The organism is Streptomyces sp. 11-1-2 (genome assembly GCF_003595545.1).
GTDB lineage: Bacteria > Actinomycetota > Actinomycetes > Streptomycetales > Streptomycetaceae > Streptomyces > Streptomyces hygroscopicus_B.
Genome location: NZ_CP022545.1, coordinates 3953878 through 3980677, shown reverse-complemented (window position 1 = coordinate 3980677; position 26800 = coordinate 3953878). Strand labels below are relative to the sequence as shown.

Here is a 26800-nt window from a genome sequence, read left to right as displayed (position 1 = left end):
CCATCACGACACTAACTATCGGTCTCGTCGGGTTGGTGGTACGGGATATCCTGCAAGGTGTCCTGGGCCTTGGCTGCGGAGTCGAGGATTCCCTTGAGCAAGCCAGTCAGCTCTTGGAGTGAACCAGACGGAAGCGCCGCTGCGCTGGACTGCCGCAATGCCACGCTTTCGACCTCTTGTTTCTGTAGTTCCTTAAGTGTGTCCAGTTCCGCATTGACCTCACGGAACACTTGCTCATCGAGGAAATACGCGTCCCGGGTGATCCCCAACGATGAGGCCACCTTGACAAGGGTTTCGATCGTCAGATTGGAACCACTGGCCGACTCGGCCTGGACGAGGGTGCGCTTGGAGACATGCGCCCGCTTAGCCAGCGCGTCTAGGGTGAGCGGCCCCTCGGGGTGGTGCTGCCGGACATAGCGCAGACGCCTGGCCACCGCTGACTTGGCCTCGTGGATCCGCTCGTCGGTCGACTGCGCTGCCGACTCCCCGGACTGGCTTGCCCTGTCCATGCCACACCTCCTCGGTGCAACACGATGCATCACCGTCGCACCATAGTGCAACATGACTACTGAACAAGTCCCTCCACTTGAAGGGTAGTCAGGTGCGGATATGGCGCTGACCTACGGGTCTTCCGTATCGCGCGGGGTTGAGTCTCCCGCGAGGCTGGGTAGCGCAGGGCGCGCTTCGCCGGTCGGACGAATATGGACAGGGTGGACGCCAGGGCTCCTGGATATGTGGAGATCTTGAAAGGGTGCCGGGTCGGGGTGGCGAGAACGTCTCGGCGCCAGGCAGGAAAGTCGTTTGCGCCTCGGGGTGGCCGGGTGTCGGGGGCCTTCGGTCCCGAGGCGAGGTGTCGGTTGCTGTGAGCGAGAGGAGCTCATGTCCGAGTTGGACGAGCGTCGGGTCGCCGAGTTGGCGAAGCGGCCTGCGCAGGTGCTCGAGGGTGGGGGGACCCAGTCGGCGGCCCGCGTTGAAGCGCGCAGGGTCCTGGAGGCTCAGGCGGCGATGCGGCCTGAGGAAGGGCCGTCTGACGGGTCGGAGGGAGCCGGTAGTTGAGTCAGTGGGTCCGCCATCTACCTGAAAGATAGGTGACAATGTTGAATGGTTGTCGTAGAGTCTGGGCACCGGCGGGTACGGCAATCGCAGAGTCCCGCCCGGTGGTGCCGCGTTCGGCGGCACCTTCCCTGCTCCTCGCGGGTGGCCGACCCCCCGCGCCCTGTCCGCGAGGAGCTGGTCGCATCGGTGCGGCCTGTGGGGTGTGTGGGGCAGGGCCCGCCACGACGGTTCGTCGTGGCGGGCTCGTTTGTTCGCGGGATGCCGAGGCATCGCACCCGCTGGAGCGGAAGTCGGGTGGGGTTCGGAATGCGGGGGAATTCGATTCTAGAAATAAAGTGAAATTCCTGAATTCAGGAGCGAATTAATACTTGCTTTAGGGGTGAATGCCATTAAGGTATAAGTACAAGAAACCAACGGAAAACAAACACAGTTTTCCTTGAATTCGGAAAGGTGCGGGAACCATGTTTGCTGACCTCAAGATTGACGAGATCGCTCCCAACCCCGACCAGCCCCGCAAGTTCTTCGATGAGGAGAAGCACCAGGAGCTGAAGGGCAGCATCGAGGAGAACGGCCTCCTTCAGCCGGTCGTTGTCCGTCCGGTCGAGGGCGCAGAGACCCCCTACATGCTGATCGCAGGTGAGCGTCGGTGGAGGGCCTGCAAGGCCATCGGCAAGACCGTCATCCAGGCCAACATCCTCAAGGACACCGACGACGAGACGGCCTATGTCCTCGGCATTGCGGAGAATGTGGGCCGCGAGAACATGACGATCATGGAAGAGGCCGGCGCTTACGCCGACTTGGCCGCCGCTGGCTGGGGCCCCCTGAGGATCGCCAAGCGGTTCGGCAAGACTGAGACCCACATCAAGTGGCGGCTGGGCCTGCTGACTCTGCGCCAGGAGGTCAGCGAGATGGTGGACAAGGGGCAGATCAAGCCCAACCTGGCCTGGCACATCGCGCAGCTCAACCCGGGCAACCAGATGGTCGCGGCTACCCGGTACGTGCGCGGCGACTTCGACAGCGAGGCGGAGGCGCAGCACTTCGCCAACGGGCTGAAGATGATGGAGAATCAGGCGTCTCTGACCGGCGAGCAGGCCCCCGACGCCGAGACGCAGGAGACTCGCAAGGCTCAGAAGGCGAAGGCTAAGGACGGACTCGGCAAGGCCGAGGAGGTGCTGCTGCCTCTCCTGGAGGAGCTGGCCGCGAAGAAGCCCGAGGACCTGGCCGTCGTTCTCGGCGATGACCTCAGCCGTCACGTGAAGGTCGTCGGCAAGCTCTACAGCCAGGTTCAGCTGGTCCGCAACCTGCTGAGCAAGGCCCAGGGTATCCAGCGTGCGATGGAGGCGGACTTCAACCGCAAGGCGCTGGAGGTCCAGAAGGAGGCCGAGGAGGCGAAGGGCGAGGCCGTGGTGGAGACCAGGACCGAAGAGAAGCCAGCCACCTCGCAGAAGAAGACCGGCGCCAAGCCCGCGGCCAAGAAGGCCACGCCTGGCACGGCACCCAAGCCCACGGCCAAGGCCCGCCCGGCAGCGCGCACCACCACTGCGCGGAAGGCGCCCGCGCAGAAGAACACCGAGGCCAAGCCGGTGGCCAAGACGTCGGAAGCCGCAGCGGAGAAGTGAGGCGGCAGGGGGCGCGGCAGGTTCGGGCCCCCTCCCTCTTCCTCTCCGTTATCGGAGGGCGCGGCCTGGGGGCACCCGGCCGCGCCCTCTGTGTCTGCGGCTCCCGGCCCGAGGTGAGCCCCACGTTCCAGGGGTACCGAATTCCGCCAGCGGAATTCAAGAAATCAATTCCGGTGGAATATGTACTAGGTCGGTGAATTCCAATAAGATATAAGCATGGAAATAAAAATCAAGAATAAGGGTGGGCGTATGGCGGAAAAGGTAGAACTGGTCTCCGTTGGCATTGACCAGATCAGGCCGGAGTACGTGGACTGGGCGTCGAAGTCGGCCAACCCCGCGATCCGTCAGATCGTCGGCCACCTCTCGTACCTCCTGGCAGGGTCGAGGGAGTTCGTGCCGGGACCGGCCTCAGAACTGGTCACAGAGGTGGAGGAAACCACGGCCTCGGCCTACGCCAATGAGACCAATCGGGTCCTCCGCGTCACGGCCGACTGTGACGGCGCGCCGGTGGCCTTCGATGTCGTTGTGCAACTCGCGGCCCCCACCACCTACACGTACCCCCACCAGTAAGAGGCGCAGCCGGCCTGGCTCACCAGCCAGGTCGGCCCGCGCTGTCGGTGTCTGCCGGGCCCGCAGGGGAAGCCTCCTGCGGGCCCGGTGCCGCTCTGGCCCGCTTGGCCCGAGCGGATGGCGCCGAGGTAATCCGGGCCCCGCCGACGGGCGTCGACGGGCGAGTCCGGCCCCTGAGCAGCCTGAAAGGAAACAGCTGCGTGCTAACCCTGTTCACCAACCGCTATCAGGCGTACCAGCCCCCGCAAGGGGTGCCGGTACGCATCACGCTGGGCGCTCCGCGCTTCAAGCTCTCCTACTCCCTCACGCACGTGGTGCGGGAGCTTGCGCCGCGAAGGGAGTACTTCTCCAAGCCTCTGCCGGAGTTCACTTCGGTCTACCGCGGGGACCTCGACCGGCTCGGCGTGACGCGGGTGGCTGATCGCCTGCGTCAGGTCGTGGAGGCCGAGGGCGACCACCGGCTGGTCCTGCTGTGCTTCGAGGACCTGGCCGATGCGGCGCAGTGGTGCCACCGCCGGATCTTCGCCACGTGGTGGAAGGACGTCACGGGCGACGAAGTCCGCGAGCTGGGCCCGCTGGCAGGCCGCTATGAGCAGGGCACTTTGATGTAAGGGCGCGGCTTGTCTTCGGATCTTGTCGCGGACCGCAGCGCCCGGCCATGCATTCGCTCGGCCGGGCGCTGCGGTGGTTGGAGACGCCTTCTCCTGCCGGGCCTGTGCCACGAAGGAGAAACGGCTGAGTTCTGGCAGGCTGTCGCCTCAGACTCGGACGCCTAACTTTAGCGACAGGAACCACGAAGCGGAGATCACCCCCGCGTTGGCAGGGAGCACAGCGCCTGCGCCGTCATCTGCGTCTGGACCATCGGATCACCCCGGGATCACCCCCGCGTCGGCGGGGAGGACCGGGCTCCTCGGGCCGGGGTGGGGTCGGTACCCGGAACACCCCCGCGTCGGCGGGGAGGACAGACCCGTGGTGACGACGTTGATGCTGACGGTCGGACCCCCCCGCATCGACGGGGAGGACCTGAGGGTTTCCCTGGCCTCCGCGTCGATGACCGGAACACCCCCGCGTCGGCGGGGAGGACCGCGTGACGGGGGCACTACGGGGCTGAGGCGGCGGAACACCCCCGCGTCGGCGGGGAGGACCTCAGCAGTGCCCTGATTCATCCCAGTCTCGCCGGAACACCCCCGCGTCGCGGGGAGGACACGCTGTCAGGCCTTACTCCGTTGACCTCCCACGGAACACCCCCGCGTCGGCGGGGAGGACCCCGATCGGCCCATGCACTGCCGGGCAGCCCGCGGAACACCCCCGCGTCGGCGGGGAGGACGGCCGATATCAGCAACCCGGCCGTGGGGATGGAGGAACACCCCCGCGTCGGCGGGGAGGACGCATTGTGCATGACTGCACGAGGGCACGCCAGCGGAACACCCCCGCGTCGGCGGGGAGGACTCTCAGGTGCCGCCCTCGACGTACCGGGGCAGCGGAACACCCCCGCGTCGGCGGGGAGGACCACATCGCGCTCGCACCCCGCACGATCAGCACCGGAACACCCCCGCGTCGGCGGGGAGGACACCAGGACCTCGGAGACTTTGGCGTTCTCCTTCGGAACACCCCCGCGTCGGCGGGGAGGACATGGGGATCTCCACGATCACCACGGGAATGTCCGGAACACCCCCGCGTCGGCGGGGAGGACGAGCGAACGGTTCCCTCTCCTCAACGTGCTGCCGGAACACCCCCGCGTCGGCGGGGAGGACCACTTCGGGTTCGGACGCGAAGCGCCCCGGCACGGAACACCCCCGCGTCGGCGGGGAGGACGCGTCCCCGAGACAATCTGGAAAGTGGTCCTGCGGAACACCCCCGCGTCGGCGGGGAGGACACGGACTGGCCGTGCAGCCGGTCGGTCATGCGCGGAACACCCCCGCGTCGGCGGGGAGGACGCGAGCTGGAGCGTGTTCTCCGGGTACACCGACGGAACACCCCCGCGTCGGCGGGGAGGACCCGGTGGGCTCGGGCCATCCGGGCGTTCCCGGCGGAACACCCCCGCGTCGGCGGGGAGGACCCGGGCGAGCCCGCATGCTCCCTCAGCTCAGACGGAACACCCCCGCGTCGGCGGGGAGGACCGCGACGGAGGCACGTAGTCGTCGTCGCCCGGCGGAACACCCCCGCGTCGGCGGGGAGGACTCCCGGATATCACCACTGAGCATCTATCACAGCGGAACACCCCCGCGTCGGCGGGGAGGACGCCTGACACCGCCCCGCATCTGCACCCGGGCTCGGAACACCCCCGCGTCGGCGGGGAGGACGGCGATGTCGTGGGTCTCCCAGGCGAGGACGGCGGAACACCCCCGCGTCGGCGGGGAGGACGGGATGAGGCTTCCTTCGTAGCCCACGAGGTCCGGAACACCCCCGCGTCGGCGGGGAGGACCCCGCCAGGTACTCGCGTCGAAAGGCCGGAGGAGACGGAACACCCCCGCGTCGGCGGGGAGGACAGCCTGCCCCCCACAGATCTGCCGATCATCTCCGGAACACCCCCGCGTCGGCGGGGAGGACATAGGGAGGGCAACGCAAAGGCCCTTCGTGGTCGGAACACCCCCGCGTCGGCGGGGAGGACGCGGCGCTCCAGCTCGGTGCGTGCGAGGTCTGCGGAACACCCCCGCGTGGGCGGGGAGGACGTGAGAGCGGCCTGGATGTGGGCGTCGATCGTCGGAACACCCCCGCGTCGGCGGGGAGGACGCCGAGCACTCGTTCATCGACGGATGCGACAGCGGAACACCCCCGCGTCGGCGGGGAGGACGGTACGAGCAGCGACGCCCACGTTGGCGTGGGCGGAACACCCCCGCGTCGGCGGGGAGGACAACCGCATGGCGTCGAGCCATGCCGTCGCCTGCGGAACACCCCCGCGTCGGCGGGGAGGACACGCGCTCGCGGTCGGCCATCCGCTGCCGGGTCGGAACACCCCCGCGTCGGCGGGGAGGACGGCTGGTCGGTGATCCGCGTTCGGGAAGACAGCGGAACACCCCCGCGTCGGCGGGGAGGACTCCTCGGCCGCCTCCGCCAGGGCTTCCTGAGCCGGAACACCCCCGCGTCGGCGGGGAGGACTCATGCCGCGTCGAACCCGCCAGCGCGCTGATCGGAACACCCCCGCGTCGGCGGGGAGGACGTACCCGGCGGCGGCGAGACCGTCCGCCATGGCGGAACACCCCCGCGTCGGCGGGGAGGACGCAGGGCCCGCATCTTCCGCATCGCAATCTGGCGGAACACCCCCGCGTCGGCGGGGAGGACTCTTCCTGACCTGCACCTTAGGAGGGGCTTTGCATTTCCTTGACTTTTGGTGGTGCGGTCATACGGATCAGGGTGAGCCCGTCGAAGTCCTCGGGGACGCGGCGCCGGGTGCCTGCGGTTCGGATTGCGTAGCCCTGTTCGGTGGGGGCCGGGTGGACGAGGACGGCAGCGCCGTTGCCGACGGTTTGGGTGACGGCTTGCCAGAGTTCGTCGCGGACGCGGGCGGAGACGCTGCCGACGAAGATGCCGGGGACGACTTCGCTGGTCCAGCGGCTGAGGGCGCCTCGGAGGTGGTCGGGGACGGCGGTGGTGGCGATCACTAGCATGGAGGCCATCAGTCGCCTCCGGCCGCGTAGTTGACGCCTGCGGGCAGGACGCCGGCTTTGGGATCCCAGAGGTGGACCATCTGGGCGTCGCGGCGTTCGGTCCGTTCCTCCTCGTCGGCCTCCCCCGCCGCGGCGTTGACGGTGTTGGTGTGGTCGGGGGCCAGTAGGTTCTGCACGTCGCGGACGATGCGTGGCAGGAGCCGCAACAGTCGGAGGTCTTCGCGGAAGCGGCGGCGGGCTTCCTGCTCGGGGTTGGTGGAGTTGTGGAGGGCGAAGGCGATGGGGAGTGTGGTCTCGGCTTTGTAGAGGTCGGCGATGTCGTAGACGAATGCGTGTTGGGTGCCGGCGTGGACGAATCCGAGGGCCGGGGAGAGGCCGAGGGCGAGCAGGGCTGCGTGGACGATGCCGTAGAGGCAGGTGTTGGCGGCAGACAAGGCCAGGTTGACGGGGTCCTGGGACTCCCATTGGTCGGGTCGGTAGTTACGGCGAAAGCGGCCGATGCCGTGCTGTTCCGCGAGGAACTTGTAGAAGGCTTTCATGCGCTGGCCTTCCATGCCGCGCAACTGGTCCAGAGTGACGGTCTGGGGGAGGTCCGCGTCCTTGAAGCGCCTCTCGTACATGCGGATGGCGATGTCGAGACGTTTTGCGGGGTCGGACCAGCAGGTGACCTGCTGCTCGAGCCAGTGGGTGGTGAGGGAGTCCGGGAGGATTCCGGCGTAGGCGCGTACACCTCCGGCGCCGACGCAGACGACGCTGGTTCCGTGCCGGGCCAGGGTGGTCAGCGCGGGCGTGGTGATGGAGACGCCGGGCCCGAGCAGGAGGCAGGAGAGGGCTGCGGTGGGTACGTAGACGAGGTCGATGCGCTGGGGATCGACCTGAATCTGGGCGCAGACTCCGGTGTCGTCCTGGACGACGCGGACCATGTCCAGGTAGAGGAAGGACAGGGAGTCGGCGACCCTGGGCAGCATGGCGAGAGTAGGGGAGGCGAGGCGTCGGCGCGCATCGCTCCCCCTTTTCGGTGCGCTCATGCGGCGGTGGCGGGGGCAAGGCTGAGGAGGCCGGCACCGTAGGGTTTTCCGCGTCCGATGCCGTTCAGCACGGCGTCGCGCAGAGCATCGGGGTTGGTGATGGTGGCTGTTCCGTCGTAGCGGACGAGGCTGTGCCTCATCCCGGGGGTGTTCTGTCCTCGGGGGCGGACCGGTTGCATGGTGGTGGGCGTCAGGATGTGCGGCTGCAGGCCGGCGTCGGTGGCGCGGCGCAGCCACCACTGGTCGGCGTCCGCGCCGGACAGCGGCACGATGCGGCCGCGTTTTCCTTTCTCCTCCAGGGAGACTCGTTCCCGTTTGGTGGGGTTGAGGACGATGCGGTAGTGCACTGCCAGCCCTTTGCGCAGCGCGGTCAACATCGGCGCCAGGCTCTTGGTGTCGGCCTGCCCGTATCCGCTGGGCAGGAGGGAGGGGGCGAGCTGGGCGGCCTGGACGAGGAGAGTGCTGGAGGTGTCGGTCTCGTCCAGGCGGTAGAGGACGCCTGCCCGTTGGCGTGGGGAGTCGCCGAGGCCGTCTGGGACCATCCGCATCACTGTCTTGTGCATCTGGGTGGCGTCGCGCAGGTCCCTCTGCACCTCGCGGCTGTAGGGGTTGAGACGGATCCGGGCGATCACCGGGTGGTCGTTCATGCGCTTTCCTCGGCGTGGGCGTATTCGATCAGGCGCGTGAGAAGGGTGTGCTGAGGGCCTGCCAGATCTCGGTGCACCGGCTCCACGGTGCGATAAAGGCGACGGCCGATGTGAGTACGTCCTTCCTGGGCGAAGCTCACCGGGACGTCGTTGATGTCGATGACATCGGCCGCCCCGTCGCGGGGCGGCTGTTCGTGGAGGAACTCCACCGCGATGGTGTCGCCTTTTTCCTGGCGGGACGAGGTGCGGCTGAGGGGGACCGCGGTGCGCAGTTCTCTCTCCGGGTCGGCGATGTGGCTGCGCAGGAGGAACGGCTCGTCCGGCGCGCAGGAGCGGCGGCCGAGGTAGGGCGCCCAGTGAGGGCGGCGCAGCGCCTGGGCGAGCTGTTCGACCGTGTCGTCGGGTGCTCTGATGGCGACGACGAACACCGCGTCGGCGAGGTAGTGGCGGCGGGTAACGACGGCCGCGCCCTTGTTGCCGCCACCGCTGGTGGCGGCGGTGCGGGCTTTGGGGAAGCCGCCGCCGACCGTGTGGTAATCCACCAGCCGCACGCCAGGACGGTCCACCCGCACAGTGAGCCGCACGTCCTGATACCGGTCCAGGCCACCGTCGCCGCGGCCGATTCCCTGGGCGGCGGCGAACATCCCGATCAGCGCCGAACGGGTCGGGAAGGCGGCGGTGTCCCGCACGGGGGTGAACACCGACCGCTCACCCCAGGACTGCAGGGGCCCGGCCAGCCGCAGCAGCAGTCCGCTCACTGCTGCCCCTCCGCGTCCGTGCCGGAGGCGGGGTACGCGGCGTCCACGGCGGCCTCGACGAGCTGGTGGTAGGAGGCGTGCGCCTGGCCGAGGCCGGTGAACTTCTCCTCGGGGTCGATGACGGTGTGTCCGTGGAAGGGCCGGTTGCGCTCGCCGGTCAGGCGGTTGATGTTGCGCGCGTAGACGTCCAGCGCGGTGCGGGAGGGCCGGGAGAAGCCGCCCTGGATGTCCGAGGTGACCGGGGTCTCGAAGGCCGCGGCCAGGGACAGCGGCCGGTGTTCGCGCACCGCGAGGTAGGCGAGGTCGGGGAGGGTGTGCGGGGCGGTGCTGTTCTTCTTGGCCTGCGGCAGGGACAGCAGGAAGTGCTCGGCGAAGGAGGCGAGCACGGTCCGGGCGGCCTTGGCATCACCCTCGAGGTTCTTCAGCAGGTCGGTGACGTTGACGGTCGCGTACCGGTAGAGGACCCCGGCGCTGAACTCTGCGGTGTCGAGGTGGCCGCTGCCGGTCTCGGCTTCACCGAGCCAGTCGTCGACCGCGGTGAAGTAGTCGCGCTGCGGCTCGGCCGCGTGGGTGGTGAAGGCATGTGCGACCTGGGCGGCGCCATCCACGTTGGCGTCGGGGAGTTCGGCGAGCATGCGGCCCAGCAGGCCGATGGAGGCGGTGCGCCGCTTGAGGATCGTCTCGATCCGGTTCGGGGGCAGCAGTTGGCCAGGGTCCTCCTTGCCCTTGGCCTTGCTCTTTTCCTTGGCCATCTCCTGAGCCTCCAAGCCCTTCTCGAGAGCCTCCCGGTGCTCGGTGCACACCACGGCGAGTTCCTCGATGGCGGCCTCGGGCAGGAACAGCAGTACCGAGGTGTGGCCGGCCTTCTCCGTGCCAATGCCCTTCTTCCCGGCGCTCGCCGCGACCTGGGCTCCGGCGAACGCGGCCAACTCTGCTGGCCAGCCCGCCTTCTGCAGGGCCTGCTGCACCTTCACGGGCACCATGCGGGTGCGGGCGGCCTTCTCTCCGAGGTCCTGCTCGACGCCGTGCCTGATGACCCGCTTCCAGGACTGGCTGGAGACTCGGATCCGCAGCGCGTTGCCGTAGCGGACCTGCTTGGGCGAGCCGAGATCATCACGGTTGAGGTTGGCGACCGGCACCGACTGGAGGGCGCTCAGGTCCAGGTAGAGGGTCATCGCTTGTTCTCCTCGGGAAGATCGGTGATGGGGTCGGCCTCACCGGTGTCGGTGCGGAAATAGCTGTCGAGCCAGCGGGTGGCGATGCGGTCGCGGTCGCGGTTCCACCAGGACAGGTCCTTCAGCAGGACCGCCCAGTCGACCGTGATGCCGCCGCCGGTGAGCTGTGCGAGCAAGGCGGGCAGGCTCCGGTGGACGGCGTCGCCGCTCTGTCGGGACATCAGGTGCAGGGCGCTCTCCGCCGTGTTCGCCTTGAAGACGCCCTTGGCGACGGCCTGACCGAGCGAGGCCCCCAGGTTGGGGCGCTGATGCCAGGCGGTGGAGCTGGTGTCCTCGGGGTTGTCCTGGCGGGCACTGCGCGGGCGCGCCGCGATCAGTGAAGCGACGCCGTAGTAGGCGCGCCGCACATCGCCGTAACCGTGGTCGTCGTTGTCACGGAGCCAGGGAACCAGGTGGCGGTGCATGTAGTTGCACCGCTCGACCGGCAGGCCCAGACCTCTGCGTAGCTCGGCCCGTTGCCTGTTGTCCTGGCACAGGCGGTGGACGAAGGAAACGAATTTGTCGTACTTGGGCGGAGCGGGGGCCGCCACAGAATCTGTCATGGGACATTCCTGGTCAGGGGCATGGTGAATGGGCTGAACTAGCCGACCACACGGTCAGTATGAAAAAGGAACTGGCGAGCCAGAACGTCAGCCGGCTGAGGCGGCCTTGGGGGCGAGCAGCGCGAGGAGGAGAGAGCGAGCCCGGTGACGGGCGCGCGCCACCCGGATGTCCGCCCGGTTCGCCGGACCGATCGCCTCGTCAAGCGCGGTCATAGCCGCGTGGACGAACGGCTTGACGACCTGGTCGGCGCACCGCTCCGGCTTGGCCAGCTGCCAGAACTCCTCTTCGGCAGTGGGCCAGTACCGGGTGAGTGCGGCGGATGCCCACGGGCCGGGCTTGCGTGCATCGAGCTTGATCTTCGCCTTGGGTGAGAGGTCGACGGCGGTATCCGTGGCGATCTTCCAGGCGATCCTCGCTGCCCAGTCCAGCCGGTCACTCACTTGCTCGGCCGAGGCGTGGCAGCGGCTGATGTGGTGTGCCATATGCGGGTCGTTCTCCTCCAGCCATCGCAGGACCGGCGGAGTCGTCGAGCGGAACCAGACGCTGTCCCTCTGCTGGCCGTCCTGGTCGAAGCCGTAGGCGCGCACCCGCAGAGCAGGCAGCAGTGTCCGCGGCAGGCCCTCCAAGGACGGCGGCCGCTGGGTGTCCTGTCGGCTGTCCTTCAGCAGCAGCGCATCCAGGTCCCGCCACAGAGCCCGGGTTCCATCGGCCTCCCGGGGCTGGAACTCCCCATCCTTCCTCCGGTCCAGAATCTGGAAGGGATCCCGCACCTGCCGGGGCGGCTCGTGCGTGGACCACGTGAGGTACGCATCGGTCACCGACCGGCCATCCGGCGACGGCACCAGCAGAACAGCGTGACGGAACCGGCCAGTCAGCACCCTGCCCGGCCACGTGACCGGCGGGAGCGGGTTCAACGGAGCGTCGAGGTCACCCTCCTCCCACGGGCAGGTGTCGTCGGACTCCCAGTCCACCTCGGCCTGTGGGCTCGGCACCGCCAGCACCAGAGTGGTGAACAGGTCCGGCGCCCAAGCGAAGTACGACACGGTCTTCCGCAGCGGAGCCGCATCCCCACTGCCCGCCCGCACACTGATGATCCGCCGCGGCGTGCACTGCCCGGACGGGCCGAAGTAAAGCTGCGCGATCAGATGCCAGGCAGCCTCCGCGGCCGGAACCGGCTCGGGAGCCGTGTCGGTAAAATGTCCGAACAACACTGCTCCGTTGATGCCCGTCGGACGGCCCATCACCAGTTTGTTCACGCCGGACGGATTCGGACCGCCCTTGGCGTCCACGCACTCTGCACGCAGCCTCGGGTCCTGCAGGAAAGGCCGTTCGGAGTCGAACAGGTCGAACCGGCCCGACGGCACCCTCTTGTCGAAGTACTCATCCACCGCATCCGGATCGAACCGGCCGGACCTCAGGACCCGCAGACGCAAGGCCCGCCAGTCATCGATGTCCTCGGCGTTCTCGGTGTCATCGAGTCGTACTTCGCCGTCTGCGGCGATCCTGGCCGCCATGACGGCCAGGATGCGCATCAGTCCAGCCGCCGCTGGCGGCACCGGCAACTCCAAGTCCGCGATCTCGTGGGCGCGCTTGAACAACCCCCGTAGCCCCAGGCGCGCCGATTCCCCGGTCAGCAGACGGGCCGGAATCCAGGGCTCATCCCTCAGGTCGAACCCCCCAGTCATGACATCCCCCTTCAGGAAACGGATCTTCACGACGCATGCACGGCAAAGCCCCCCAACTGACCGCTCGGGCGTCGTAATGGCATTCAAACAGGCACCACTGACAATCGGGGCCTGTCTCGGTAATCGCACCACTAGTAGAGCACCACTCGGAGGCGTTCGCACCCACTTCATGAAGGTCGAAAGGCAGGGGTGTGGGGAAGAGATCAACTTGCGAAGCGCGGCGGCGCTTCGGTAGAACTCAGCGCCAGCGACGGCGAGTTGGTCCGTCCGACATCGAGGGGAACCATGCAACACTCCATGCCTGTCCCGTGGGCAGTTGCCGCACCGTGGGTGCTGGTCGTAGCCATCATCGTGATCGTCATCGGCGCGAAGCCGGACCCTGCCACGGTGGGGTCCTGCAGTGCCTTGCTCCTGGGCGCTGCCGAGGCCCATCGCCGTCTCTCCCGGTAGCCTCTCCGCGGGCACGTGCCTCCGAACTTCGAGAGCGGGCATGCCTCCCCGCCGATGTGGGGGTGTACCGGTCGAGAGGCACGGGCCACGTTGTGGCCCGGCGTCTTCCCCGCCGATGTGGGGGTGTTTCGCCGGGCCACGTTCGTCAACCGCGAACCAGGCCAAGGTTCTCGTCGAGGTGCAGTGTCTTGTCGCCGACTTGCACTGCCTGGACGGTTCCTGCCTGCACCGGCTGATAAAGGACGCGCAGGTCCCCCAGCATCGGGTGTTCCGTCCAGGACCCCGGCGGGCTCATACTGTCCCCGTCCGGACTGTGAAGCCAGTCGGAACGCACAGGAATCGTGCGACGCATCACCTTGCGCACGGCCGCGGCTGGCACACGATCCCCCTCAGAGGCTGACGGCAGCGACTCCTTGCCCTCCGGGTCGAGCGTCACGCGCCCGTCCTCCTGAACGAAGGCGCACAACAGGCGGACCGAGTCGGCACCGAGCCGGGTGGACAGCTCCCACTCGTCCTCTTCGCCCTCCAGATGATGCAGGTCGACAAGCTGGGCAACCTGTCGCGCGCGGAAGACAGCCCGCAGGCCGGCCATGCTCCGCTCGGCCGTCTCCTTGCCCTTGTGGGCCACCCACGCCTTCCCCTCGGGGCCGCCGGGGTCGCCCCAGTCGAACTGCTCGCCGTCACCGTGGACAGCTTCCACGAGTGCCTGCACATCGTCCGGGACGGAAATGGTCCCGCTCTCGAGTTCCGCAAGCTTCCGGGAGGTGGCGCCGAGCAGAAACTCGGAGTACACCTCCCCCCACTGCACCGGCACCTTCCCGCCATCGGCCATCGGGTCGAGTACGACCAGGCGCGGCCCATCAGCCCACGCCGGGCGCCCACCCCCTCGGGATATCCGTAGCGGGCCCAGTGATTCTCGTGCCTCCAGCACCGGCCAGCCCGCTGCAACAGCAGGGACAGCGGCGCGAGGTCGCTGATCACAATGTCGGCGTCCAGGTCGAGCGACTGCTCGACAACTTGCGTAGCAACGACAATCCGTCGCCGTGGCCTCGGGCCCTTGCGCCCCAGACCGTCGGTGACGTCACGCGTACGTTCCTCGCGCACGTCCCCGGGGAAGCGAGCGTGGAGCAGTTGCACACTCCCTCCCTCGGCATGGGAGCGCCGGTCGAATTTTCCGCACAGCCGCTGGTACGTCTCCTGCGCGTCGCCGACCGTGTTGCACACCACCAGGGCTGTACCACCGTCTCCCTCGGCCACCGGCTGTACCAGCCGCTCGATCACCGCTATCCGGTTCCGAGGCCCTCCCTGCGAACCGTGGACGACCCGTTCCACCGTGAGGCCCAGCCTTATGCGCCGGGCGCGGGCCTGCTCCTGCCGCTGAGCCTCCGACATCTGCGCGCACCGGCCACTCTCAGCGTCCACGTACAGCCAGCCGGGGTACGGGGCCGGAAACACCCGCTTGCGCAACGCCTTTGTCGAGTGACCCGCGCCCTGCAAATACTCCTTGATCAACCGGTCGCTCACCGAAGCCGGCAGGGTCGCCGACAACAGCACCACCGGCACCCCGTACGCTCCGAGCCAGTTCAGCAACCGGCCCAATAGCACCTGCATGTACGGGTCGTAGGCGTGTGCCTCGTCCACGATGAACGTCTTGCCCGACAACGCCAGCAGGCGCAGCGCGTTGTGCCGCACCGGCAGAACCGCCATGAGCGCCTGGTCGACTGTGCCGACCGCGAACTGCGCCAGCAGCGGACGCTTGGACCCACGCAGCCACCGCTGCGGCCGCATGTCCGCCTCCCTGCGGCGGTGCCCGGCCGCAGCCTCATCGCCGTCGCAGGTCACCACCGCCTCACCCTCAAGGCCCTCATCGGCGTAGGCACTGTTGAGCCAGGCCGTACTGTGGACCAGCGTCAGCCCAGCGTCCCGACCCGACTGATTCAGCAGAGTCTTGGTGACCCGGCCATGCATCTGATCGCTCGTGGCCATCGTCGGCAGCAGAAACGCATATCCCCGCGTCCCGAACCTCTGCGACAGGACCCGCTCGGCCTCCAGCGCCGTCTCGCTCTTCCCGTCCCCCGGCGCCGCGGTCACCAGCAGGATCCCGCCACGCTCGCCCGCCCCGACCGCAGTCGGCAACTCGTCCATGACCGATTGCTGCAACGGGTTCGGCTCGCCGATGATGCCGTACGCCTCGGCGAACTCCTTGCGCTCCAGCGGCACCGGAGCCAGCCCGGCATCTCCAAGAAGTTGGGGAGCATCCGCCTGTGAACGCCGGAAATGCTCTGCCAATGACGGCTGGAGTTCCCGCTGGCGTCGCCTCAGGTAGGTCTCCTGGCTCACCAGCCAGTCTGCAAGAATCACCACACCAGTCACCAGCACCGCGGCCGGCGCCTTGAACGACTCCGGCGCTACCGGGAACCCCAACACCTCATGCACTGCGACGGCATGCGCGACTCGCTGCCGACTCCACGCGTCCCCACCGAGGAAGGCCGGACTGACACCATCCTCGGCTCGGTGGAAACGGCCGTGATGGCCACCGATGATCTCGGCCACCCGCTGCGTGGCCTTCAGCTCCTCATCCTCTTCGAACCCCAGCGCCTGCAGCACCTCTGCCGCAGCCGCCATACCAGCGACATCGTGGCCGACACGATCCGCGCTCATCTTCTCGCTGTCCGCACGCAATCCCGCGCTGAGGTGCTGGACGCCATGCCGTGAACAGAACTGGAACCCGGAGAGCTTGCCGATGTCGTGCAGCCCGGCACACAGCCCGGCCAGGGCCCGGGCGCGCTCCAGTTCGCCCCCCAGCCCCGTACCCTCGGCGATCCGGACCCGCTGGTTCTCCGACAGGTAGACGTCCCACAGGTGCAACGCCATCGCCGCCGCATCAAGAAGATGCCTCACCAGCGGATACGGAGGCCGCTCCGGATCCAGGCCCCGCGACTTCCCCCACGCGGACTCATCTAGCGCATCTTGCTTGCGCATCATGACGTTTCCTCCCACTTCAACACTGGCTTGCGCCCCGCCACACGGTGGGAGGTCACTCCACCGACTGATCCAAGCACCCACCACTGACACCTTGACCCGACTGCTGTCATCCGACGGCCTTACCACCGAGCGTCGCCCTTCCCGAACATGCCTCGGATAAAGTCGGCATCGTGCAGCCCCTGGAGCGTTTTGCCTCGCCTGATCTGGCAAAGAACAAGCAAAGTCGTTTCTAAGCCGCAGGTCAGAAAGAGGTCCTCCCCGCCGACGCGGGGGTGTTCCATCGAACCCAGGTGTCGGCTCTTCGGACCCGGCGGTCCTCCCCGCCGACGCGGGGGTGTTCCGCACCCCCAACCCCCCTCACGGGCGCCGTGAGGGGTCCTCCCCGCCGACGCGGGGGTGTTCCGAAGGGCTCTGCTCCTGCCTCGGGGTGGGTGAGGTCCTCCCCGCCGACGCGGGGGTGTTCCGCACTACAAGAACGGCCCCGGGCCCAACTGGACGTCCTCCCCGCCGACGCGGGGGTGTTCCGACGACCGAGTCGGGTACGACCGTGATGCGGTCGTCCTCCCCGCCGACGCGGGGGTGTTCCGATCCGCCACCAGCTTGGCGCTGCCGACCGTCGGTCCTCCCCGCCGAGGCGGGGGTGTTCCGGTGATCATCTCGGTGCGGAAGACGGTCACTTCGTCCTCCCCGCCGACGCGGGGGTGTTCCGTCGTCAAGGACGACGGAGGAGTCGCTCTGGCCGTCCTCCCCGCCGACGCGGGGGTGTTCCGCAGTACAGCGACGGCCTGGCCGAACTCCGCGGGTCCTCCCCGCCGACGCGGGGGTGTTCCGTCGGCGTTCGAGACCACGAGCCAGACCAGGGAGTCCTCCCCGCCGACGCGGGGGTGTTCCGCTGCCCCACGGTCAACTCGCGCAGGGTCAGGGGTCCTCCCCGCCGACGCGGGGGTGTTCCGACGATGATGGACGTCTACAGCTGGTCGCAGAAGTCCTCCCCGCCGACGCGGGGGTGTTCCGGCGCACGCCGCGCACGCGGTTCCGGCGGCTGTGTCCTCCCCGCCGACGCGGGGGTGTTTTGCCGACGAGGACCGGGTTACGGACCGCCCGCAGACGTCCTCCTCACCGACGCGGGGGTGTTCCGTGATCCCAGGCGTACTTGATCGCCACGATCAGGTCCTCCCCGTCGACGTGGCGGTGTTCCGCGGGCGCACCCCGGCATCACCCTGGAGCAGGCGTCCTCCCTGCCGACGCGGGGGTGTTCCGGACCCGGCCATCGCGCCGCGGTCCGAGATACAGCAAGCATTGGATGCGACATACGAGAGGGCGGGTCGAGGTGCAGGCCGTCGACTCCTCTGCTGGCGGATGCCGCGGAGGTGCTGGCGTCTCTGGCCGCGTCCTGGGCGCTGTCGCGGATGCCAGCGAACCCGTTCTTCATGGCCTCGGTGATGACGGCTGGTAGTTGGTCGAGTTTTTCGGATAGGCGCCCTCCAGCCGCTATGGCTGCCTCCAGGGCACCTCGACCCATCACCTATCCGGGTGGACTGCCGCATCCGAGGCCGTCCGTTTCGCCACGGGAGTCATGCTGCGGGGACGCCTGATGACCCGCACTGCTCGAAGTGCTGCCCCGTAAAGCCGCCGAAGCCAGAGGAGCCGTGGTCGGCACCGTCGGGCGTGTTTGTGTGGCTGGCGGCGCTGACTGTGGTGATGGTGGGCGGCTGGGGCCCGGTCATGTGGGGGCTGGACAGCGCCTGGCGGTGACGTGGCCAATGCCTCCCCCGCTTGGGTGATCCACGCTGCGGCCTTTGGCGGTTACACGGAGAGAGGCACGCTGGCCGGTGCAACCCGCGGAGGCGGTACCAGTCTGGCGCCGGATTGAAGGGAGGAAGGCCATGAATTGCAGATCGCGACGGTGGGCGATCGCCGCTATCGCGCCGGCCGCACCCTTGGCGTTCCTGCCTGCAGCCCCGGCCCTGGCCGAGTCCACGGGGCAGGCGCAGGTCCACTGGGTGCAGCGTGGAGCGGGGCAACACCGGGGACCCGGTATTGACCGCGCATGTGGTGGTGGACAACACGAACAGCCGGGGGCACGACTACAAGGCCGATGTGAAGTTCACGTAGGACGGCAACACTGTGGGCTGGGCAAACGACCAGTGGGTCATGGGGGTGGGGCCGGGCATGGAGAGTGGGCCGACTGACGCCACAACCTACGACGTCTCCGGGAAGTTCAACCCTCAGCCAGATTCAACTGCCAGATCACGAACGCCGAGGACGACAACGGCAACAGCATCGACTGGTGACGCCAAGCCGGGCAGCAAAAAGCCCCCGGCCAACGCGGACGCTGACTCTGTCGGGGATCTTGGCGGTCTGCTCAGTCTCTGGCGGACCGCCATGACCTCGGCCGGGGGATCCCGTGCTGGTCCAGGTAGTTCTGGCAGGCGGTCGGCGGCCGTGACGGAGGTGCTTCTCCGGTCGGCGGCTGTCGGCTGAGGCGCTCGATGTTTGCGGCGATGGCTGTGAACACGTGCTGTAAGTGGGCTTTGTGCTGTCCCCGGTAGCGACAGCGGCGCATGCCGTGTCCGTGGGCGAGCTCGTTGACGGTGCCTTCCACTCCGGAGCGGACCGCGTAGCGGGCCTGCCATTCGGATGTCTGTTGCTCGGCGCGGACGCGGAGTTGCAGGTCACGGAGTTCTCGCGGGGGAAAGCCCACGCTCCGGGCGCTGTCGGCGGTGGTCGTGCAGCGGGTGCGGACCGGGCAGGGACGGCACTGGCTCTTGGTGAACCGTGCCACGATCAGAGGTGCCGCGGTGGGTGAGGAGGCCGGATAGGGGCCGTGCCATCCCGCGCTGGTCTCGCCCTGCGGGCAGGTGACCTGCCTGCGGTCGAAGTCGATGTGGAAGTCGTCGCGGCCGAAGCCGTTGTTCCTGCGGTTCTGGCGGGTGGTGTTGACCGGCAGTGGTCCGGTGACCGTGACCCGGTGTTCGCGGGCTGTCTGTTCCAGATGGACCAGGGAGGTGTAGCCGCCGTCGACCAGATGCTCGGCGGGCAGCAGCCCGCGGCGCTTGAGCCGGGTATGGATGCCGGGCAGAGCCTTCGCGTCGTAGCCGGTGGCGTCGGTGGTCGCCACATCGGTGATCACGTTGACGCCGCAGGATCGCAGGTCTCGGTGAGATGTGCGACGAACCCTTTCCAGCGGGTGACATGTCCGCGGCGCGCGTAGCGGGCCGTCGGGTCGTAGGGCGAGACGACCGCGACGGCCGAGGGCGGCAGCCCGCCGTCCTCCACGGTGCGCCAGCGCAGGCGGCCGGCCCCGTCACGGTAGTAGTTCTGCACCATGATCTGCCGCAGGGCCTGGACGCGGGGACCGGACAGGCGATCCGCCCCATGCTCCCCGACGTGCTCCAGCAGCCGGACGGCGTCGCCTCCGGTGGCGAGGATCCTGGTCTTGGGGCGGGTGGGGTTCTTGCCCAGACGGACCGGGCGGCCATAACGGCGCCCCCACTCCTCGTCCACCAGGTCGGCCAGCAGGTGCGAAGCTGTGCAGGCCAGCTCTTCCAGCGCGGCGCGGACGGCCTCGGTGACCAGTTCCAGCCGGGTCAGGTCGCGCACCGCGGCCAGGACATGAGTGGAGTCCGTGCGCTGGGTGGTGCGCTCGCGGACGAGACCGGCCTCCTTCAGACGCGCGAGCGCGAGGTCGAGGAGACGGTCGGCTCGGCCGTCCTCGATGAGACGGTCGCGGAAGTCGGCCAGCACGCTGTGGTGGAAGCCGGGATCGTCCAGTTCCATGGCCAGCGCGTATTTGAAATCGATGCGGCAGCGAACCTCTTCGGCCGCCTGCCGGTCCGACAGACCGAGCAGGAACTGGAGCACACAGACGGTGGCCAGATGGGCGGGCGAGAGCCCTGGGCGGCCGTCGCGCGGGTACCAGTTGGCGAAGTCCTCGTCACGCCACGGCCCGCCCAGGCGGTCTCTCACCCACATCGCCGTTGTACCGCCCGGGTTGCTCGCTCGCGCCATCTGCACGGTCAGAGAAGGGACTTGCTCACCAGAACGGGGGTGGAGCGACAACGGGCACCTCGACAACTGCATCGGTCCTTGAACAGAGCCGAGCATGCCCGTTGATCATGCTGCCCCGCCGGGGATCCTCAAGATCCCCGACAGAGTCAGCGTCCGGATATGGACGGGGCTCGTGCGCTTACTCGGCGGTCGCCGCGCGGCTTTCGCGATCAATGCCCGCGACGTCGATCGACCGGTCGTCGAACGTGATCCGCCGGGAGTGGTCCGCCCGCTCGCGCCCTGCGATGTCGCGGGCGGGCGGATCACCCGTCTTTCCGTGCTGTCTCAGTGCGTCTTGGCGCGACGCTTCCGGGTCACGAAGGCGAATGTCGCGCCTGTGCCGAGCAGCAGGGCACTGAGGGAGGCGATCTTCATCAGGCCGGACGACGTACCTGTGTGGGCCAGCGAACCTGTGCCACCTGTGCCTCCGCCGGTCTGGGGGCCCGGCTGGTTGGGCGGTGCGGACGCGGGCGGCTCATGGGTTGGCGGCTCAGACGATGGCGGAGTGGGTGTCGGCGTAGGAGTCGGCGGTGTTTTTTTGGGGATGTACACGCCGGCGTCGATCGTGTGATCGACCTCGCCCGGCTTGTCCGGCGCCGTGACAGGTGCGCGTCCATTACACAGTCGCCCGGTCGTCGGCGGGGTCACATTGGAGTCATGTGCTCGGTTGGCGCCGGCCCGCGGGAGCGTGAACCGCAGTTTGGTGGCCGCCGGCTGCCTCGGCACCTTGCTGGTGTCTGCGGTGCACACATCGAACTGCACTGTGTACTTCGCACCCGGCTTGAGCTCGTAGGCGGCGCCGACTCCACCGAAGTAGTACTCGCCGGCGGCGTCGGTCGTGGTCGTGGCGACCTGCTTGCCGCTGGTGTCCAACAGGTTGATCGTCGCGTCCGGCAGCGGCACTTCGTTGGGACCCTCGGGATCCTGGATCCCATTGTGGTCGCCGTCGAACCACACCCGGTTGCCGATCTGGATCGGCGCGTTCGCCGCCTCAAAGGCGATATCGCCGAGCCCACCGGCCTTACCGAACCCATTGTCGGTCGGACTGACGAACTGGTACGCGTTGGCGGAATGGTTGTTACCGGGCCCTTGACCCGTCTGGATGTCGTAGTAACCGGTCCCGTCGGTGCTGTAGTTGTCGGTCGGGTCCAGCTGCGTGCTGATGACCCATTGCTGCTGCGGGATGTAGGCGACCGACCCTTGGGAGGCTTCGTTGTGCACCCCGCGGGGGTCGTTCGGTGCGCCGTTGTTCCGCACGTAGTCGCCCGGGAAGTATTCGACGACACCGCTGTTCTGGCCGCCGTCGGTGGCGGGGTCGGCGTGGTTGGGGCAATTCCCGGTGCCTTCCCACGCGTATCCACCGTCGGGATTGGCGCAGGCCATGTTGATGTCACCACCGGACATGCCGTTTTCCGGCGTGTCATTGCCCGGCCGGGGGTCCAGCCCGCCTCCACTGACCACGTCCATGAACCGGTCGCGGAAACCGACGATCATCGAACCGTCACGGGCGAAGGCGAGGGTCGCGAGCTCCGGCTGTGGATTGACGAGGGTACTTCCTCCGTTCACTTTGAATTGGTCCCAGGTCGCCAGGTTGGTGTTCCACGGGTTCCAGTGGTTTGCCTGGTCGTTCCCCTCGGCACCGGCATAGACGGTGCCGCGCTCGCCGGTGAGTGGCTGGGTCAGCACGGTGTCGAATTGTTCGCCGTCGTAGGTGTAGACGACGGCTTTCAGGTCTTCGCGCTTCTGCGTGCTTTCCGCGCTGCACACGCCACCGACGTAGAGCTTGTTGTCGTGTGTGGAGAGTGCGAATGGCCGCCAGTCGGTGGACGCCGCGCAGCCCGGGTCCGGGATGCGCACCGTCGCTTCGGGTGCGGATGCGGTGGTCCCGGTCGCGTCGAAGCTGACCAGGCGCCGGGTCCGCAGGTTCACCGCGTACAGCGTCGAGCCGTCCTCGGACAGGGCCAGCCCGCCGATGCTCTCCTTGCCGGGCGCGTTGGTGAACCCGGCGTCTTTGATCATGTTGGTGGCGTCGTGCGGCGTCACCGCGGCGCCCGACACCTTCGCGAACAGCTCCGGCGCGCTCCCACCGTCGGTCGGCGTGGTGTAGATCGCATCACCGCCGTCCGGCCCGTACGGGGTGTACCGCCGGGCGAACTCGCCCTGGAACAGCCGCTTCCGGTACTTGTCGTAGGCCAGTGCGAACGTCGTGCCCACTTGGTCCTGCGTGTTGATCGTGGTCGGGCACGCCGTCTGGTCGGGACACGTACCTCGTTTGTCCGTCCCGAACGCCACCAGTGCCCGGGTGTCTTTCCCGCTGGAAGCATTCTGGATCGGCACGTAATACCGCGTGTCCGGCAGTGCGTAGTCGGCCGGGTTCCAGACTCCGGTGATGACCGAGTCGTCCTTACCGCCCGACACATCCACGAACGTCGTGAAGCTGTCGAAGTGGTTTTCCGCCGTCGAGGCCGGCGCCGCCCGCAGATACTTGTTGTACGGCGCCGGGACGGTGACGTCGACGCGGTACTGGCCGCCGGTCAGCGCGGTCGACGGCGAGACCACCACCTTTCCGGCGGCATCCGTGGTGCCGGTGACCCGATGGCCGGCAGGGTCCGACACGTCGACCTTCATGCCCCGCTGCGGCACATCCATGGTCGTGTTGATCATGCCGGTGCCGAAGAAATCGCGCAGCACCTGAACTGTCAGGGTGCCATCGCCAGTCGAAGCGGCGGCCGTCCCGGCCGTCGCGCCCATGGCGCTGCCCAACAGCAAGAAACCGGATAAGCCCACTCGTGCCAGCGGGCCCGTACGTTTCCCGGCTGTCCGGCGTAGTCTTGTACACGCTCTTTTCACAGCCATCACGCTCCCCTCGTCATGTGAACGGAACACCCGATTCCAGTTGCACATCGGCTTCCCGACCCCGGGTGACACGTCGGCCATGAAAAGGGCCCACCGCAGTTTCGGTGGACCCGGTCGTTCTTAGTCATCTTGGCGGATGTGGCGAATTCAGGGACTCGGGAGTGCCTCCCCCAGGCCAGTTGCACTCGTCCTCGCTTCCCCACACGGAAACAGCACAAGAGTCTGAATAGTCATCCTGAACCGCCCCACCAGCGACGATACTGTACCGGGTGTGCGTCAAGATCGGGGGCGCAGAGTAGGAATGGGCGAAACATGTTATCAATGCGCCGCGTGCGGAGGTTGAGAATCAAACAGGGGCTCGCGCGGCGTGCGGCCGGTCGGCGCCGATGGCTGCGGCCACGCTGGGTGGCAGCCGTCATCGGGGGGGTGGCCGTCCACATACGGACGAGCCCCGTCCATATCCGGACGCTGACTCTGTCGGGGATCTTGAGGATCCCCCAGCGGATACGGAGGCCGCTCCGGATCCAGGCCCCGCGACTTCCCCCACGCGGACTCATCTAGCGCATCTTGCTTGCGCATCATGACGTTTCCTCCCACTTCAACACTGGCTTGCGCCCCGCCACACGGTGGGAGGTCGCTCCGCCGACCGATCCAAGCACCCACCACTGACACCTTGCCCCGACTGCTGTCATCCGACGGCCTTGCCACCGAGCGTCACCCTCCCCGAACGTGCCTCGGATAAAGTGGGCATCGTGCAGCCCCTGGAGCGTTTTGCCTCATCTGACGTGGCAAAGAACAAGCAAAGTCGTTTCTAAGTCGCAGGTCAGAAAGAGGTCTCCCCGCCGTCGCGGGGGTGTTCCGGCAGCCAGGACCCGGCCGCCGCCGAACGCCTCGGTCTCCCCGCCGTCGCGGGGGTGTTCCGCCGTGACGGATGACCATGGCGTCTCGGGCCGTGGTCTCCCCGCCGTCGCGGGGGTGTTCCGCTGCGCAAGGTCCTCGCCCGCAGGGCCAAGGCGGTCTCCCCGCCGTCGCGGGGGTGTTCCGGCCGGGATCAGTCCCGACCGCGCCGCGGATTTGGTCTCCCCGCCGTCGCGGGGGTGTTCCGGAGTCGAGACCCGATGGACGTCACCGCCCGCAGGTCTCCCCGCCGTCGCGGGGGTGTTCCGGCGGCCGCCCTCGCCTGCCTTCAGCAGGCCGGGGTCTCCCCGTCGTCGCGGGGGTGTTCCCGTCTGCCTCCGGACGAGCTCAGTGCTTTTGACGGTCTCCCCGCCGTCGCGGGGGTGTTCCGGAGCGATTCGTCCACCAGGTCCTGGAAGTCACGGTCTCCCCGCCGTCGCGGGGGTGTTCCGCTGGTGACGGACCAGGGGCGCGGGACGGTGCAGGTCTCCCCGCCGTCGCGGGGGTGTTCCGGCGCCCTGGACGTGATGTTCGAGCTGCTGACCGGTCTCCCCGCCGTCGCGGGGGTGTTCCGATGTGCCGGTAGGTCCCCATACCTATCGCGAAGGTCTCCCCGCCGTCGCGGGGGTGTTCCGCTCTGATCGCACGAACGATCAGGGGTCGCTGCGGTCTCCCCGCCGTCGCGGGGGTGTTCCGCCGCGCACGGAGAGGTAGGTGAGGCCGGTGGCGGTCTCCCCGCCGTCGCGGGGGTGTTCCATCTGGCCCCGCGGGCTAGAAATCTGGCCCCGCGCAGTCCTCCCCGCCGACGCGGGGCTGTTCCGCTCCCCCCGCACTTGCACCCGCCGGGCATGGTGTCCTCCCCGCCGATGCGGGGGTGTTCCGACCACCTTCGCGTTGGTCGCCCAGGACGGCACGGTCCTCCTCGCCGATGCGAGGGTGTTCCGGCGATGTCGCGGGGTAGTGCTGGGCGGAGCAGTCTTCCTCGCCGATGCGGGGGTGTTCCGAGGCTCTGCTCGTAGGGCGGCAAAGCGTCGTAGTCCTCCCCGCCGATGCGGGGGTGTTTCGGACCTGGCCACACTGTGGGCTGGGCATACGACCGGTGGGTCATGGGGGTGGGACCGGGCTTGGAGAGTGGGCCGACTGACGCGACAACCTACGACGTCTCAGGGAAGTTCAACCCTCAAGCCAGATTTCACTGCCAGATCACGAACGCCGAGGACGGCAACGGCAACAGCATCGACTGGTGATGCCAAGCCGGACAGCGAAAGGCCCCCGACCTCGTTGGCCGGGGGCTTCGAGATTCACTCAGCCGAGGTACTCGACCTGGAGGACGGTGAGCTCCTTGAGGCCGCTGCCTATGAGGAGGATCGCGAGGACGTCACCGGTGAGGATCTTGCGCATGACGCCGTCGTCCACGAGCCCGTAGGGCTTGGTTGCCGCGATGGGGTCCTCGCACGCGTCGGCGAGGGCAAGGGTGAGTTGTTCCCTCGCTTCGGGCGGCAGCGCGTTGTGGACGGCCTCGGCGGCAGCGTCGTACTTGAGGCGATACACCGGTGTTGTGGTCCTTCGCGTCCATGCGCATGTGATGCGCGTTATCGATCCGCCAGCCCCCTTTGGGAAGCGTAGTCGATCTGACGCGGAGCGTAACCTGATTGTGGGATTAGGTGGCGCCGTGGCCCCGGATCTGCTCGGCTTCCCGCTGAATGCGCTCTGTCGCGTCCACCCATTCCCCCGGGGGCTGTTCGCCGCGGGCATCATGCTCTGCCAGCTCACGGGCTCGCTGGACAGTCGCAAGGGTGTTCTTGGCGATGCGTTCCCAGCGCGCGAATGTCGACAGCAACTCGTGGACCGGCGCTCGGTTGATCTCGCTGAGGAACCGCTGGGCTAGGTCAGGGTCACCGAGAGCATCGCGAATACGTTCGATCGTCCAGGGCGCGTCGCTGCTCATCGTAGATCGCCTTCTGCTCGCCTCGTCGCTTCATCTGTGACGGCTCCACCGTAGCGAAGTGATATCGCCCTTACAGTGCTTCCTGTGCGCTAACTCACCAAGAATCCTTGTGGGGATTGCTATTCGACTTCGAATCGAGCAGCTCACACCGTAATCACTACGTCTCACAACCGGACAGCAGTGCGCCCCGCGACCGGAACGGGTACAACCGAGTGGCGGGGCGAGGCACAGTGTCACGTGCAGGTCTGGGCTGTCTGCTGCTCCTGGCCTGCTGGGGTGGGGTCCTGCTGTTCAGGGCTGAGCGTCCATGTGGCGGCCCGTGCGCGGAGCAGGTCGTAGACGAGACCGGCTTCGACCGGGAGCCGGGCACGCTGCTCGCGGAGCTCGGCCGGGGGGTGGGGCGATCGGTCACGGGTGGACCTCCTTGTCGCTGTAGCTGACGGTCATGGCGTCGGGCCCGGGTCGGCTCTTGCCGTCCTGCTCGCGCGCCCAGTCGTGCAGGGCATCGGATCGCCAGCAGACGAGTCGGTCCTCGGGCCTCTGGTGCCACACGTTGGCGTAGCGGTCGGGGTCGGCGAGGAGGTGCTCGGCGGCCTCGGCTTCGGTGCCGAAGTGGGGAACGCTACCGTCGGCGTCTTGGCTGTTGTCCTCCCCGTCGACGCGGGGGTGGACCGCTCGCCACCTGTGCCCTCATCGCAGCCAGGACGTGCTCCCCGCCGCTGGGGGTAAACCGGCGATGTTCGTTAGGTTCCGTTCACGATCGTGGTGCTCCTCGCCGACGTGGGGGTGGACCCGCTTTCGTGGTGTCGGGCGAGGGATCATAGATAGATGACATTCTTGATAGATGCAAATTGCTCGTTGTGTT

The 26800-nt window shown here is 68.0% G+C and carries 19 protein-coding genes and 3 CRISPR repeat arrays; of the genes, 3 read left to right on the top strand and 16 right to left on the bottom strand.

Features of this window, described 5'->3' with window-relative positions; all coding sequences use genetic code 11:
- Positions 1 to 11 precede the first annotated feature (11 nt).
- The gene (locus CGL27_RS16950) at positions 12 to 509 is read right to left on the bottom strand and encodes a helix-turn-helix domain-containing protein (protein WP_119988066.1); all 498 of its coding nucleotides are present in this window, start codon (positions 507 to 509) and stop codon (positions 12 to 14) included.
- 1008 nt (positions 510 to 1517) lie between these two features.
- Between CGL27_RS16950 and CGL27_RS16945 the strand changes: the two genes are divergently transcribed.
- From CGL27_RS16945 to CGL27_RS16935, 3 genes are all read left to right on the top strand, one after another.
- The gene (locus tag CGL27_RS16945) at positions 1518 to 2675 is read left to right on the top strand and encodes a ParB/RepB/Spo0J family partition protein (RefSeq protein ID WP_119988063.1); all 1158 of its coding nucleotides are present in this window, start codon (positions 1518 to 1520) and stop codon (positions 2673 to 2675) included.
- 216 nt (positions 2676 to 2891) lie between these two features.
- Entirely contained in the window at positions 2892 to 3245 is a 354-nt protein-coding gene (locus tag CGL27_RS16940; protein ID WP_162953009.1) for a hypothetical protein, read from the top strand.
- A 200-nt stretch (positions 3246 to 3445) separates the two neighbouring features.
- A complete protein-coding gene (locus tag CGL27_RS16935) occupies positions 3446 to 3856 on the top strand; it encodes a hypothetical protein (RefSeq protein WP_119988058.1) in 411 nt (136 codons plus the stop codon).
- Between the two features lie 190 nt (positions 3857 to 4046).
- Positions 4047 to 6527: a CRISPR direct-repeat array (repeat unit 29 nt; unit sequence CGGAACACCCCCGCGTCGGCGGGGAGGAC).
- A 17-nt stretch (positions 6528 to 6544) separates the two neighbouring features.
- Here the strand turns inward: CGL27_RS16935 and cas2e are convergent.
- The 15 genes from cas2e to CGL27_RS50075 all read right to left on the bottom strand — a co-directional run bounded on the left by cas2e (position 6545) and on the right by CGL27_RS50075 (position 26487).
- Positions 6545 to 6862: a type I-E CRISPR-associated endoribonuclease Cas2e gene (gene cas2e / locus CGL27_RS16930; RefSeq protein ID WP_119988055.1), complete on the bottom strand. Its 318-nt coding sequence runs from the start codon at positions 6860 to 6862 to the stop codon at positions 6545 to 6547.
- On the bottom strand, positions 6862 to 7821 hold the full coding sequence (gene cas1e / locus CGL27_RS16925) for a type I-E CRISPR-associated endonuclease Cas1e (protein WP_119988052.1): 960 nt from the start codon (positions 7819 to 7821) through the stop codon (positions 6862 to 6864). Before cas1e ends, cas2e begins: the two co-directional genes overlap by 1 nt.
- Positions 7822 to 7877: 56 nt before the next feature.
- A complete protein-coding gene (gene cas6e / locus CGL27_RS16920; RefSeq protein WP_119988050.1) occupies positions 7878 to 8528 on the bottom strand; it encodes a type I-E CRISPR-associated protein Cas6/Cse3/CasE in 651 nt (216 codons plus the stop codon).
- Positions 8525 to 9286: a type I-E CRISPR-associated protein Cas5/CasD gene (cas5e, locus tag CGL27_RS16915; RefSeq protein ID WP_119988047.1), complete on the bottom strand. Its 762-nt coding sequence runs from the start codon at positions 9284 to 9286 to the stop codon at positions 8525 to 8527. The genes cas6e and cas5e overlap by 4 nt, the downstream gene beginning before the upstream one ends.
- Positions 9283 to 10461: a type I-E CRISPR-associated protein Cas7/Cse4/CasC gene (cas7e, locus tag CGL27_RS16910; protein ID WP_119988044.1), complete on the bottom strand. Its 1179-nt coding sequence runs from the start codon at positions 10459 to 10461 to the stop codon at positions 9283 to 9285. The genes cas5e and cas7e overlap by 4 nt, the downstream gene beginning before the upstream one ends.
- The gene (casB, locus tag CGL27_RS16905; RefSeq protein ID WP_240450527.1) at positions 10458 to 11063 is read right to left on the bottom strand and encodes a type I-E CRISPR-associated protein Cse2/CasB; all 606 of its coding nucleotides are present in this window, start codon (positions 11061 to 11063) and stop codon (positions 10458 to 10460) included. Before casB ends, cas7e begins: the two co-directional genes overlap by 4 nt.
- Before the next feature lie 87 nt (positions 11064 to 11150).
- Entirely contained in the window at positions 11151 to 12878 is a 1728-nt protein-coding gene (casA, locus tag CGL27_RS16900) for a type I-E CRISPR-associated protein Cse1/CasA (RefSeq protein WP_240450526.1), read from the bottom strand.
- Between the two features lie 466 nt (positions 12879 to 13344).
- Positions 13345 to 13635, bottom strand: coding sequence for a hypothetical protein (locus CGL27_RS52030; RefSeq protein WP_240450525.1), 291 nt, complete (start codon positions 13633 to 13635; stop codon positions 13345 to 13347).
- Positions 13632 to 16184, bottom strand: coding sequence for a CRISPR-associated helicase Cas3' (cas3, locus tag CGL27_RS16895; protein WP_240450524.1), 2553 nt, complete (start codon positions 16182 to 16184; stop codon positions 13632 to 13634). Before cas3 ends, CGL27_RS52030 begins: the two co-directional genes overlap by 4 nt.
- 251 nt (positions 16185 to 16435) lie before the next feature.
- Positions 16436 to 17444: a CRISPR direct-repeat array (repeat unit 26 nt; unit sequence GTCCTCCCCGCCGACGCGGGGGTGTT).
- A gap of 1105 nt (positions 17445 to 18549) precedes the next feature.
- Complete coding sequence (locus CGL27_RS52025; protein ID WP_240450523.1) at positions 18550 to 19317, bottom strand: transposase; 768 nt, start codon at positions 19315 to 19317, stop codon at positions 18550 to 18552.
- On the bottom strand, positions 19314 to 20153 hold the full coding sequence (locus CGL27_RS52020) for a transposase (RefSeq protein WP_240450522.1): 840 nt from the start codon (positions 20151 to 20153) through the stop codon (positions 19314 to 19316). Before CGL27_RS52020 ends, CGL27_RS52025 begins: the two co-directional genes overlap by 4 nt.
- A gap of 366 nt (positions 20154 to 20519) precedes the next feature.
- Positions 20520 to 22985 (bottom strand): SdrD B-like domain-containing protein, encoded by a 2466-nt coding sequence (locus CGL27_RS16885; protein ID WP_119994419.1) that lies wholly within the window; start codon positions 22983 to 22985, stop codon positions 20520 to 20522.
- Between the two features lie 937 nt (positions 22986 to 23922).
- Positions 23923 to 25052: a CRISPR direct-repeat array (repeat unit 21 nt; unit sequence CGCCGTCGCGGGGGTGTTCCG).
- A 240-nt stretch (positions 25053 to 25292) separates the two neighbouring features.
- A complete protein-coding gene (locus CGL27_RS16880; protein ID WP_119988042.1) occupies positions 25293 to 25538 on the bottom strand; it encodes a hypothetical protein in 246 nt (81 codons plus the stop codon).
- Between the two features lie 109 nt (positions 25539 to 25647).
- Positions 25648 to 25935: a hypothetical protein gene (locus tag CGL27_RS16875; protein WP_119988039.1), complete on the bottom strand. Its 288-nt coding sequence runs from the start codon at positions 25933 to 25935 to the stop codon at positions 25648 to 25650.
- A gap of 408 nt (positions 25936 to 26343) precedes the next feature.
- On the bottom strand, positions 26344 to 26487 hold the full coding sequence (locus CGL27_RS50075; RefSeq protein WP_162953008.1) for a hypothetical protein: 144 nt from the start codon (positions 26485 to 26487) through the stop codon (positions 26344 to 26346).
- Positions 26488 to 26800: the final 313 nt, after the last annotated feature.

Excerpts from the sequence above, each read along its gene's own strand:
- CGL27_RS16950 (WP_119988066.1), bottom strand. The coding sequence starts at position 509 with ATGGACAGGGCAAGCCAGTCCGGGGAGTCGGCAGCGCAGTCGACCGAC.
- CGL27_RS16945 (WP_119988063.1), top strand. The coding sequence starts at position 1,518 with ATGTTTGCTGACCTCAAGATTGACGAGATCGCTCCCAACCCCGACCAG.
- CGL27_RS16940 (WP_162953009.1), top strand. The coding sequence starts at position 2,892 with ATGGAAATAAAAATCAAGAATAAGGGTGGGCGTATGGCGGAAAAGGTA.
- cas2e (WP_119988055.1), bottom strand. The coding sequence starts at position 6,862 with ATGGCCTCCATGCTAGTGATCGCCACCACCGCCGTCCCCGACCACCTC.
- cas1e (WP_119988052.1), bottom strand. The coding sequence starts at position 7,821 with ATGCTGCCCAGGGTCGCCGACTCCCTGTCCTTCCTCTACCTGGACATG.
- cas6e (WP_119988050.1), bottom strand. The coding sequence starts at position 8,528 with ATGAACGACCACCCGGTGATCGCCCGGATCCGTCTCAACCCCTACAGC.
- cas7e (WP_119988044.1), bottom strand. The coding sequence starts at position 10,461 with ATGACCCTCTACCTGGACCTGAGCGCCCTCCAGTCGGTGCCGGTCGCC.
- casB (WP_240450527.1), bottom strand. The coding sequence starts at position 11,063 with ATGACAGATTCTGTGGCGGCCCCCGCTCCGCCCAAGTACGACAAATTC.
- cas3 (WP_240450524.1), bottom strand. The coding sequence starts at position 16,184 with ATGATGCGCAAGCAAGATGCGCTAGATGAGTCCGCGTGGGGGAAGTCG.
- CGL27_RS16885 (WP_119994419.1), bottom strand. The coding sequence starts at position 22,985 with ATGGGCGCGACGGCCGGGACGGCCGCCGCTTCGACTGGCGATGGCACC.
- CGL27_RS16875 (WP_119988039.1), bottom strand. The coding sequence starts at position 25,935 with ATGAGCAGCGACGCGCCCTGGACGATCGAACGTATTCGCGATGCTCTC.